Source organism: Halalkalibaculum roseum, assembly GCF_011059145.1.
Taxonomy (GTDB): domain Bacteria; phylum Bacteroidota; class Rhodothermia; order Balneolales; family Balneolaceae; genus Halalkalibaculum; species Halalkalibaculum roseum.
The window spans coordinates 803885-815615 of the sequence record NZ_JAALLT010000003.1; the positions used below are offsets into that span (position 1 = coordinate 803885).

Consider the following 11731-nt stretch of genomic DNA (forward strand, 5'->3'; position numbering starts at 1 on the left):
GAAACTTTTAAAGTTTCCTAAAGCTTTGTGTCTCATCTTAGGATTCGTCTCCTTCCACATCAGCGGCTTGCTGAACTTCTCCGTCGCCATCGCTATCACTATCTCCGGCGCTGAGTTGTTCGAATACCTTAGCCACTTCTTCCTCCTCTTCGTCAAGCTCTGACTTCTTGCCGACGATGAGATCTTCGTATTTTCGGAGTCCGGTACCTGCAGGCACTTTGTGTCCCACAACCACATTCTCCTTGAGACCGAGTAAGAAGTCTTTCTTAGCTTCAATAGAAGCTTGTGTAAGCACCTTGGTGGTCTCTTGGAAGGAAGCAGCTGACAACCAACTCTCGGTAGAGAGTGCAGCCCTGGTAATACCCAGCAGTATCGGCTTCGAAATAGCCGGCTCTGCTTCGCGGGTTTCCAGTTCAACCTTACCTTCTTTGATCAATTCGTTATTAATCTCACGAACTTCACGACGGTCAAGGATGGTTCCCTGCTTGAGATCGCTTCCGCCTACATCTGTGACAACAAACTTACCGATGAGTTCATCGTTCTTGTTGTTGACTTCAAAGCGGTCGACTTTATCTCCTTCAAGGAACATGGTATCGCCCGGATCGGTAATTTCAACCTTCTGCATCATGGTGCGTACAATAACCTCAATGTGCTTGTCATTGATACGAACACCCTGAAGACGGTATACCTCCTGAATCTCATTCACGAGATAGGACTGTACCGCATATGGTCCGAGAATATTCAGGATCTCTTCTGCCGGAATGGTTCCGTCAGAAAGCTGCTGACCTGCTTTCACATAATCATTTTCCTGAACGAGTATGTGCTTGGAGAGGGAAATGAGATAGGTCTTCTCACTCTTACCGTCCTTACTTTCAACGATAACTTCCTGCTTACCTCGCTTACGGCCGCCCATGCGTACAATACCATCAATCTCAGATACAGCTGCCGGATCGCTTGGTGAACGAGCTTCAAACAGCTCGGTTACACGCGGCAGACCCGCCGTAATATCCTTCGATTTACCGGTAGAACGCGGAATCTTAGCCAGAACTTGTCCGGCTTTAACTTCCTCGCCGTCATCCACAACGATGTGGGTGTCAACAGGCAACGTATTTTCACGGACGCGATCGTCATCGCCTTTCACCATCAAGGTAGGTACGAGCGACCGGTCTTTGGAATCGATAATTACTTTTTCACGGTGTCCTGTTTGAGAGTCAGTCTCTTCGGAATACGTGATATCTTCCATGATATCCTTGTATTCAACAACACCGTCAATTTCTGAGAAGATGTTAGCATTGTACGGATCCCAGCTACACAACGGTACGCCTTTAGGCACTTCATCGCCCTCTTCTACGAGAAGCTCGGCACCATAAGGTACATTGTAAGTGGTCAGTACTTTACCTTCTTCATCAACAATCTTGATTTCACCGGCACGGCTGAGAACTACGTTGTGAATCTCTTCACCGTCATCATATTCGATCACGCGAACGTTTTCGAACTGAACCTTACCTTCGAACTTGGTCTTGTGCATGGATTCTGACTCCATACGAGAAGCCGTACCACCCACGTGGAAGGTTCGAAGTGTAAGCTGTGTACCCGGCTCACCGATTGACTGTGCGGCAATAACACCTACTGCCTCACCTACCTGAACCATGGTTCCTCTTGCGAGGTCACGACCGTAGCATTTAGAACATACACCACGTTCGGTTTCACAGGTAAGCACTGATCGAATTTCAACCTCTTCAATAGAGGTTTCTGCAATCTTCTGTGCTACCTTCTCATCGATGAGCTGGTTGGCTTCACAGATCTGTTCGTCGGTAATCGGATCGTAAATATCGTGAAGCGAAACGCGTCCCAGAATACGATCTTCCAGGCTCTCAATAACATCTTCGTTATCTTTCAGCGCCTTCATCTTAAGTCCACGCAGTGTACCACAGTCAATCTCGTTAATGATGATATCCTGAGAGACATCCACGAGTCGACGAGTCAGATAACCGGCATCGGCTGTTTTTAGCGCCGTATCGGCGAGACCCTTACGGGCACCGTGCGTTGAGATAAAGTATTCCAGAACCGTCAGTCCCTCTTTGAAAGAGGAAAGAATCGGATTCTCAATTACCTCGTTACCCTGTTGCATGGAGCTCTTCTGAGGCTTGGCCATCAATCCACGCATACCACCGAGCTGACGAATCTGCTCTTTGGAACCACGTGCACCGGAATCGGCCATCATGAATACCGGGTTGAAACCGGATCGGTCATTGGCCAGCTCGTTGAACAGTGTTTCAGAAACACGGTTAGTGGTGCTGGTCCATTTGTCAATTACCTGGTTGTAACGTTCGTTATCGGTAATGAAACCCATCTCATAACGATCAGTAATCTCAGAAACTTCATCCTGAGCTTTCTCAATGAGTTGTTGCTTCTCATCCGGAATCACAATGTCTTCCAGACTGAAAGAAAGTCCGCCCACGGTAGCTTTTTCGAAACCGAGTGCCTTCATTTCATCAAGAAATTCAGCTGTTCGGGCTGTTCCTACAGCAGCATGAATGTCTGCAATAACCGTTCTCAGCTCTTTCTTACCGAGTGTACGGTTCTTGAACTCAATACCTTCAGGCAGAATCTCATTGAAGATTACGCGTCCGGTAGTAGTTTTAATAATTTCATGCTCGATTTCTCCTTCTTCATTCTCAATGGGGAGACGAACATTAATCTTGGCATGCATGTCGATGCGATCCTGGTCATAAGCAATCAGAACCTCATCTGTACTTGCAAAGGTTTTACCTTCACCACGCTGGTCATTGGCCATCTTGGTGAGATAGTAGATACCCAGAACCATATCCTGCGATGGAACCGCTACCGGTCCGCCACTTGCAGGACTCAACAGGTTGTGAGAACCCAGCATCAGTACGGATGCCTCAAGAATGGCATCGTGGCTCAACGGTACGTGAACCGCCATCTGGTCACCGTCAAAGTCAGCATTAAAGGCTGTACATGAGAGCGGGTGCAGACGAATGGCCTTCTCCTCAATCAGTACCGGCTGATAAGCCTGAATACCGAGTCGGTGAAGTGTCGGTGCACGGTTAAGCATTACGGGATGTCCGTCAATAACGTTTTCGAGGACTTCCCAAACTACCTGATCTCTGCGATCAACTACTTTCTTGGCGCTCTTAACAGTTTTGACATATCCACGCTCGATCAGTCTCCGGATGATAAACGGCTTGTATAACTCAACCGCCATCTCTTTAGGAAGACCGCATTCATGCATCTTCAGTTCAGGTCCTACCACAATTACGGATCGACCGGAATAGTCAACACGCTTACCCAGCAGGTTCTGACGGAATCGACCGCTCTTACCTTTCAGCATATCACTGAGAGATTTCAGCGGACGGTTATTGTTTCGAACCGCGTTTGACTTGCGAGAGTTATCATACAGAGAATCAACCGCCTCCTGCAACATGCGCTTCTCGTTTCTGAGAATCACATCAGGAGCTTTGATATCAATCAGTCTTTTTAGACGATTGTTGCGAATGATTACCCGTCTGTACAGGTCGTTGAGGTCGGAGGTCGCAAAACGTCCTCCTTCCAAAGGAACCAGCGGTCGCAATTCCGGAGGAATAACAGGAATCACACGCTGTACCATCCATTCCGGACGGTTTTCAGTGTGCTGGTTGGCAGCGCGAAAGGATTCGATAACCTGCAGACGCTTCAATTTCTTCTTTTTACGCATCTGTGAGGTTTCATTCCTCACTTCATAGCGTAGTCGATAAGCCAGATCATCCAGATCTTGTCCGGCAAGAAGGTCTTCAATCGCTTCAGCACCTTCTTTGGCAATGAATTTATCATCATCGTCATCGTCCAGCTCCCAATGATCTTCGGGTAGCTGATCCTGAATATCGAAATATTCTTCTTCTGAGATGAGATCACCGCGCTTATAACCTAAGTCACGGGTCATGCCCGGATTGATTACCACATAGGTTTCGTAGTAAACAATCTTGCTCAGATTCTTGGATGAATAGCCCAACAGATAGGCTAGTTTGTTTGGCAGTGATTTGAAGTACCAGATATGTACCACGGGTACTGTCAGTGAAATATGACCCATGCGTTCACGTCGAACGGCTTTTCTGGTTACTTCCACACCACAGCGGTCACAGATAATTCCTTTATAACGAATTCTCTTGTATTTGCCGCAGTGGCATTCGTAATCTTTCACCGGACCAAAGATCTTTTCACAGAAAAGACCGTCCATTTCCGGTTTAAAAGTACGATAGTTTATTGTTTCGGGAGTGAGGACTTCGCCATGCGAACGGGACAAAATTGTCTCCGGTGATGCAAGTGAAACACCAATGCTGTCGAAGTCTTTCGAAACTGTTAATGTATTAGTAGTCGGCAAGGTTATACCTCCGGATTGACTTTATGTAACAGTGTAAATTCTATTTTGTTTAGTCGATGTGAATTTCGAGTCCAAGACCCATAAGCTCACGCAGCAGTACCTTGAATGACTCAGGTACATCGCCTTCGGGTAAGTTTTCACCCTTGACGATAGCTTCATAAACGCGCGAGCGTCCTTTCACATCATCACTTTTAACAGTAAGCATCTCTTTGAGTATGCTGGATGCACCATATGCGTAGAGTGCCCAGACCTCCATTTCCCCAAGACGCTGACCACCGAACTGTGCTTTACCGCCCAATGGCTGCTGTGTAATGAGGGAATAAGGACCAATGGAACGGGCATGCATCTTATCCTCAATCAAGTGATTTAACTTGAGCATGTAGATGTAACCTACTGTCGTTTTCTGATCCATCGGTTCACCGGTTCGACCATCATAAAGGGTCACGCGACCGTCTTTTGGCAAGCCGGCTTCTTCAAGTTTTCCTTCAACCTGTTCCTGGGTTGCACCGTCGAATATCGGGGAAGCAAATTTAACGCCCAGTTTCTTGGCCGCCCATCCGAGGATGGTTTCGTAAATTTGTCCCAGGTTCATTCGGGAAGGTACGCCCAATGGGTTCAGGCAGATGTCAACAGGTGTTCCGTCTTCCATGTAAGGCATGTCCTCAATAGGTACTACCTTGGCGACCACACCTTTGTTACCGTGGCGTCCGGCCATCTTGTCACCTACACGAAGCTTGCGCTTCTTGGCAACATAAACTTTGGCCTTCTGGATAATGCCCGGTGGCAGATCGTCGCCAACCTGAATCTGGTATTTTCTCCTTTTGGCTTCGGTATCGATTTCTCTTCGAAGATCACGATAGTTTCCAAAGAGCTTGCGAACGTGCTCTACCAGCTGATCGTCGGTTGCCCAGTCAATATTTTCATTAATGTTGACGGGATCCAGCTCTTCAAAATCTGACTTACGATACTTCTCGCCTTTAGGAATCAATTCATTTCCGCTGAAGTCATAAACTCCCGGAGATGTCTTATCTCTAAGTAGTGAGTAAAGCTTGTCAACCATCTGGCTGTTCAGCTCGTCTACTTTTGCAGCGTGGCGTTCGTTCTCCTGTTCCACCTGCTTTTTCTCTTCCTTACGGGAAATCTGTTCATCTCGCTTGCGGCTGAACAACTTGGTGTCGATGACCGTACCTGAAACTCCTGGCGGAGTCTTCAGAGATGCATCTTTCACGTCACCTGCTTTATCACCGAAGATAGCGCGGAGCAGTTTCTCTTCCGGAGTAGGGTCCGTTTCTCCCTTCGGAGTAATTTTACCTACCAGGATGTCGCTCGGATTGACTTTGGCTCCGACACGGATAATACCCTGTTCGTCGAGATCGGCAGTAGCCTCTTCACTGACGTTAGGTATTTCACGGGTCAGTTCTTCTTCACCGCGCTTGGTGTCACGAACCTGTTGTTCAAATTCTGTAATGTGGATGGATGTATAGACATCATCCTGTACAATACGCTCACTGACTACAATGGCATCCTCAAAGTTGTATCCTCTCCAGGGCATAAAGCCGACCAGAAGGTTACGTCCGAGTGCAAGTTCACCGCCGTCGGTTGAACATCCGTCAGCCAGGGTTTGTCCTTCTACAACCTTGTCGCCGACGTTTACAATCGGCTTCTGATTGATGGTAGTATCCTGGTTGGTTCGCTCAAACTTGGTCAGTTCGTATTTCTTGATGCCTTCATCAAAATAAGTGAGTTGCTCCTCTTCGGTACGCTCATACTTGACGCGTATCTCGGTGGAGCTTACATATACTACCTCACCGTCTCCTTCTGCCGTAATAATGGCACGGGAGTCTTTTGCAGCCCGGTGCTCAAGACCGGTACCTACAACCGGGGCTTCCGGTCGAAGCAATGGTACAGCCTGGCGCTGCATGTTCGAGCCCATCAGGGCACGGTTGGCATCGTTGTGTTCGATAAATGGAATCAGTGCCGCAGCCAGAGAAGTAATCTGGTTGGTAGACACGTCCATGTATTCAATTTGGTCAGGTTTTGCAAGACCAACGTTTCCATCTCTGAAACGAGAGAAAATGTTTTCGTTCTTGAAAGCACCTTTTTTGTCTAAAGGAGCGTTTGCCTGTGCAATAACCGTTTCGTCTTCCTGCTCGGCAGAAAGGTACTCAATGTCTTTGGAGACTTTGCCTTCTTCTACTTTACGATAAGGTGTTTCGATAAAGCCGAAGTCATTTACCTTGGCATGAATACACAAGGATGAAATCAGACCGATATTCGGACCTTCCGGCGTTTCAATTGGGCAGAGGCGTCCGTAGTGTGTGTAGTGAACGTCACGAACCTCAAAACCGGCACGCTCACGTGTAAGACCTCCCGGTCCAAGAGCCGACATACGACGCTTGTGCGTCAATTCAGCCAGCGGGTTGGTTTGGTCCATGAACTGAGACAGCTGGTTGGTACCGAAGAAGGTGTTGATGACACTTGATATGGTACGTGCATTCACCAAATCCTGCGGTGTCAGCTGCTCGGCGTCACGCGAGTTCATGCGTTCTTTAATAGTACGAGACATTCTGGCCAGTCCTATAGAGAACTGCTGCCCCAATTGCTCGCCAATAGTACGAATACGTCGATTACTCAAGTGATCAATATCATCAACCTGCGACTTCATGTTTTTGAGGCGGATAACCTCTTTCACAATAGCCACAATATCTTCCTTCACCAGGTAGCGGATATCCATATCCACGTCCTGCTTCAAGCGCTTGTTGAGACGATATCTTCCTACTTCACCGAGATCATACTTCTTGTCACTGAAGAACAGTCGCTCAAGAACCTGGCGTGCAGTCTCAGGATCCGGCATCTCACCGGTTCGAATCTGCTTGTAAATCTCGCCGAGAGCGGTCTCGGTGCTGTGTGTATTATCTTTGCGCAGCGTGTTCATCATCACGGACCGCTCAGACTCTTCTGCTTCCATGGTCTGAACGTGTACCTTATCCAGGTCTGCTTCCTTGATCAGGCCATAGTCATCTTCGGTAAGTTCGTGATCACGTTCCAGCAGTACCTCACGACTCATCGCTTCGGTAACTTCGCCTGTTTCATCGTCGACCACTTCTTCCATCTTTTCCACGACAATATTCGTGGCAAGACGCTTGCCGACCAGGTTTTTATTGAAATCTTTTTTGTTTCCGAATTTTACTTCTTCAGAAAGTTCAAAGAGGTTGAAAATCTCCTCATCGGTTGAGTAACCCAAAGCACGGAGCAAAGTAGATGCCGGAACTTTCTTCTTCCGGTCTATATATGCCCACAGTACGTCACGAATATCTGTGGAGAATTCAATCCATGATCCTTTGAACGGAATGACCCGGGCATTGTAAAGCTGTGTACCATTCGGGTGTACATTCTGACCGAAGAATACACCGGGTGAACGGTGTAATTGACTTACGATAACTCTCTCGGCACCATTGATAATAAAGGTACCTCGTTCGGTCATCCATGGCAGGTCTCCCAGAAATACTTCCTGCTCAATGGTTTCTGAAGCTTCATCGTCGTCATCTACAGCAGACAGACGCATCTTTGCTTTCAGTGGCACCGCGTAGGAAAGTCCACGCTCCTGGCACTCCTTCATGCTGTACTTGGGGGTGTCTACACTGTAGTGCAGAAATTCCAGTATGTGAGTTTCCCGGGAATCCTGAATTGGAAAATTCTCATTAAATATTTTTTGAAGACCTTGTACCTTACGATCTTCGGGGGCAATGTCGAGCTGGGTAAATTCCCCAAAAGATTTAAGTTGAATATCCAGAAAGTCGGGATAATCCAGAACGTGTTCGGTACTGGCAAATGTAAGACGGTCGGTAAAGGGGATTTTCTCCATATTGCTTTCTTTACTCAAAAGGAACCTCTCCTTTAAAAATTAGTAGTGTGGTGATGAGCCAAAAATATCGGCAAGGTTATGCACCAAAATGATGAGATTGCTTGGCATACAAATAGACGCCAATAGCCAATACCGTATATAACGATATTGGCTAGTGACAAATTGTGTATGAATTAAGTGCTTAATTACTTAAGCTCAACTTCTGCACCAGCTTCTTCAAGCTTGGATTTTAGATCTTCTGCTTCAGCTTTAGCGATACCTTCTTTGATGGGGTTAGGTGCTCCATCTACCAGTTCCTTAGCTTCTTTCAAGCCAAGTCCGGTAATACCGCGTACCTCTTTAATGACAGCAATTTTCTTCTGCCCGGCAGATTTCAGAATGACATCAAATTCAGTCTGCTCTTCGCCGCCGCCTTCGCCGCCACCGGCAGCACCGCCGGCAACAACAGCAGTAGCTGCTGCAGGTTTGATATCGTATTCTTCTTCCAGAACTTTTGCAAGTTCATTTGCTTCTTTTACAGTTAAGTTGACTAATTGTTCAGCTATGTCTTTAACGTCAGCCATGTTTATTTCTCCGATTGATCTTTATGTATTGAAAATTTCGTATTAGTGATTGTTATTTTTCGCCTTGTTCAGCGATGGTTTCAAGTGCGCCGGCAATAGATTTACCGGGAGCTTGCAGTGCACTTACTACGTTGGAAACAGGTGCGAGCAGGAGACCTACAATATCCCCGATAACTTCTGTCTTGCTCTTCATTGCAGCCAGTGTTTCAAGCTGATCTTCGCCGTAATAATCTCCGTCGATGATTGCAGCCTTGAATTTTGGCTTTTTGTTTTCCTCGTAAAACTTCTTCAGCACTTTAGCCGGTGCCGCAAGCTCTTCTTCAACAAAAGCGAAGCCGTTCTGTTCGACCAGGTGGGGATATAAATCTTCGTATCCGCCGACCTCATCCATCGCACGTTTGATCAAGGTATTTTTGTAGACCTTGAATGTAATATCGCCTTTGAAAAATTCGCCACGCAAATTGTTGATTTCTCCAACAGACATCCCGGAGTAGTTGGCGATATAAACCGCACCCGCCTTACTCAGGTTTTCTGTGGCATCTTCAACAACTGCTTTCTTCTTCTCTAATGTTGCCATTATTAAATTTCCTCTTTTAAAATTCCTAAACGGAAATTACAGATGAACGACTCAATTCAATGCTTGGTCCCATTGTGGAACTCATATACGCGCTCTTGATATACAATCCTTTAGCGGATGCAGGTCGTAAGCGCATTACGGTTCGCAGGAATTCCAGAGCATTTTCACGAAGTTCGCTGGCATCAAAACTGGTCTTTCCGATAGATGCATGTAGAATTCCGTATTTGTCAACACGAAAATCGATCTTACCGGCTTTCACTTCTTTGATAGCATCAGCGACGTCGTTTGTAACTGTTCCACTTTTCGGATTGGGCATCAATCCACGGGGACCTAAAACGCGTCCCAGCTTACCGATTTTACCCATGACATCCGGAGTGGCGACAATCACATCGATGTCGGTCCATCCTTCTTCAATTTTGTTGATGTATTCATCAAGACCCACGTGATCTGCGCCAGCTTCTTTCGCTTCTTCCTGCTTGGCTTCGTTCACCAAAGCAAGAACGCGAACCTCTTTTCCCGTACCGTGAGGTAGGGTTACTGAGCCGCGCACCATCTGATCTGCATGTTTCGGGTCTACACCCAAACGTAAATCCATATCAACTGATGCATCGAACTTTACAGTAGAGGTTTTCTTGACGAGATCGCAAGCTTCTTCCAGAGTATATTCCAAATCCGGATCTAAAAGCTTTGCAGCCTCTTGATATTTCTTACCTCGTTTTGCCATAATTCTAACGATTCCTCTATTTATCTCTTAAAACTCTAAGACCCATACTTCGTGCGGTACCGGCTATCATTTCTGCAGCCCGTTCCACCTCAAAAGCATTGAGATCTTCCATTTTCTGTTCTGCTATTTCTTTACACTGCGTCCAGGTTACCTTGCCAACCTTGTTTCTGTTAGGCTCGCCGGAACCGGACTTAATTTTTGCAGCTTGTTTTAGCAGTACAGCAGCTGGCGGAGTTTTTGTCTTGAATGTAAAGGACTTATCCTGATACACAGTGATTTCGACCGGTATAATAGTACCAGCCTTCTCTTGTGTAGCAGCATTAAAAGCCTTACAAAACTCCATGATGTTAATTCCAGCCTGTCCTAATGCAGGACCTACCGGTGGAGCAGGGTTTGCCTGTCCGCCACGGATCTGGAGCTTAAGAACATTTTCTACTTTTTTTGCCATTTTAGTTACTGCTTGTACTTGTGTTTTGATTCATCGCGTAATAGCTCACTTTGCATCATCCGCCAGCTGGCGGATTGTTTGGGTCAAGTTGCAGGTTCTACCTGGTTCACATCAACTTCAACCGGGGTCTTTCGACCAAAAATACTTACCAATACTCGTAATTTTAGCTTGTCTTCATTCACTTCCTGGATGGTGCCGTCGAAGTCTTTGAACGGTCCGTCAATTACTTTTACGATATCTCCTTCATCATATGGGATATCTACGACGCCGCCCTTCTCCATCATTTCCTGGCTGTCCTGAACACGTCCCAGGATGCGGTCCACTTCTCGCTTGCGCAACGGATTTGGTCTCAAATCATTCTTACCGCTTTTCAAAAATCCAATGGTAGAAGGTGCGCCTTGCACCAGGTTATTCACTTCTTCATCGTAAATTGTTTTCATCAGTATATAGCCGGGGAAAAAGTTCTTTTCCCGTGTCCGTTTTTTGCCGGACCGAATTTCAACAACAGTCTCGGTAGGTATCAGAATTTCCACAATCTTATCCTGAAGTCCCTGCATTTCAATTTCTCGTTCAAGATATTCCTTGACCTTCTTTTCATGACTTGAAAAGCAGCGAACTACGTACCATTGATGTTGATTATCTTTACTCATCTATATGCTATATACGGCTTCTAAGATAGTGCTGTAGACTTGATCAATTCCAAAAATGAAAGCTGAAAGAATGATAGTGAATACCACTACAACTAAAGTATAATCGATCAGCTCTTGCTGGGATGGCCAGGAGACTTTTCTCATCTCCTTACGCACATCCAATAAAAATTCTTTTATTTTATCCATGAGAACATTTTATCATTTCCAATCTTGCACGGGTGGAAGGACTTGAACCCACAACCTGCGGTTTTGGAGACCGCTGCTCTGCCAATTGAGCTACACCCGTATGTCTTAATGGTGTAGCGTTTTCATTAAGAGCAGAAAGTAAATTATTTTACTTCGCATTGCTCTGCTCCCGAGTACTCGGGAAGCTACACCCGTAAACATGCCAAGAGAACAGACCTACTTTAGATCTATTCTCTCAACAAATAAAACGCTATTAAGCAGCTTTACTAAACCTCAGAGGTTTAGTAAAGCTATCTTGAGTTTCTATTCAATAATTTTACTTACCACACCGGCGCCT

General features: G+C 46.2%; 8 protein-coding genes and 1 tRNA gene. All 9 read right to left on the bottom strand.

What is annotated here, in order from left to right; translation table 11 throughout:
• Positions 1-37 precede the first annotated feature (37 nt).
• The 9 genes from rpoC to G3570_RS11970 all read right to left on the bottom strand — a co-directional run bounded on the left by rpoC (position 38) and on the right by G3570_RS11970 (position 11494).
• Positions 38-4381 (bottom strand): DNA-directed RNA polymerase subunit beta', encoded by a 4344-nt coding sequence (gene rpoC / locus G3570_RS11930; protein WP_165142564.1) that lies wholly within the window; start codon positions 4379-4381, stop codon positions 38-40.
• Between the two features lie 49 nt (positions 4382-4430).
• Positions 4431-8246, bottom strand: coding sequence for a DNA-directed RNA polymerase subunit beta (rpoB, locus tag G3570_RS11935; RefSeq protein WP_165142676.1), 3816 nt, complete (start codon positions 8244-8246; stop codon positions 4431-4433).
• 185 nt (positions 8247-8431) lie between these two features.
• Positions 8432-8809, bottom strand: a complete 378-nt coding sequence (rplL, locus tag G3570_RS11940; protein WP_165142566.1) for a 50S ribosomal protein L7/L12 — start codon at positions 8807-8809, stop codon at positions 8432-8434.
• Between the two features lie 52 nt (positions 8810-8861).
• Entirely contained in the window at positions 8862-9386 is a 525-nt protein-coding gene (rplJ, locus tag G3570_RS11945; protein ID WP_165142568.1) for a 50S ribosomal protein L10, read from the bottom strand.
• A gap of 25 nt (positions 9387-9411) precedes the next feature.
• Positions 9412-10110 carry a 50S ribosomal protein L1 gene (gene rplA / locus G3570_RS11950; RefSeq protein ID WP_165142570.1) on the bottom strand — a complete coding sequence of 233 codons (699 nt, stop codon included), beginning with the start codon at positions 10108-10110 and terminating at the stop codon, positions 9412-9414.
• A gap of 16 nt (positions 10111-10126) precedes the next feature.
• On the bottom strand, positions 10127-10558 hold the full coding sequence (rplK, locus tag G3570_RS11955) for a 50S ribosomal protein L11 (protein ID WP_165142572.1): 432 nt from the start codon (positions 10556-10558) through the stop codon (positions 10127-10129).
• Between the two features lie 83 nt (positions 10559-10641).
• Positions 10642-11208: a transcription termination/antitermination protein NusG gene (gene nusG, locus G3570_RS11960; protein ID WP_165142574.1), complete on the bottom strand. Its 567-nt coding sequence runs from the start codon at positions 11206-11208 to the stop codon at positions 10642-10644.
• Positions 11209-11394: a preprotein translocase subunit SecE gene (secE, locus tag G3570_RS11965; protein WP_165142576.1), complete on the bottom strand. Its 186-nt coding sequence runs from the start codon at positions 11392-11394 to the stop codon at positions 11209-11211.
• 27 nt (positions 11395-11421) lie between these two features.
• A tRNA-Trp gene (locus tag G3570_RS11970) sits at positions 11422-11494 on the bottom strand.
• Between the last annotated feature and the right edge of the window lie 237 nt (positions 11495-11731).

Bases quoted from the DNA above. Each gene is read 5' to 3' on its own strand.
- rplL (WP_165142566.1), bottom strand. From the start codon at position 8,809: ATGGCTGACGTTAAAGACATAGCTGAACAATTAGTCAACTTAACTGTA.
- nusG (WP_165142574.1), bottom strand. From the start codon at position 11,208: ATGAGTAAAGATAATCAACATCAATGGTACGTAGTTCGCTGCTTTTCA.
- rplA (WP_165142570.1), bottom strand. From the start codon at position 10,110: ATGGCAAAACGAGGTAAGAAATATCAAGAGGCTGCAAAGCTTTTAGAT.
- secE (WP_165142576.1), bottom strand. From the start codon at position 11,394: ATGGATAAAATAAAAGAATTTTTATTGGATGTGCGTAAGGAGATGAGA.
- rplJ (WP_165142568.1), bottom strand. From the start codon at position 9,386: ATGGCAACATTAGAGAAGAAGAAAGCAGTTGTTGAAGATGCCACAGAA.
- rpoB (WP_165142676.1), bottom strand. From the start codon at position 8,246: ATGGAGAAAATCCCCTTTACCGACCGTCTTACATTTGCCAGTACCGAA.
- rplK (WP_165142572.1), bottom strand. From the start codon at position 10,558: ATGGCAAAAAAAGTAGAAAATGTTCTTAAGCTCCAGATCCGTGGCGGA.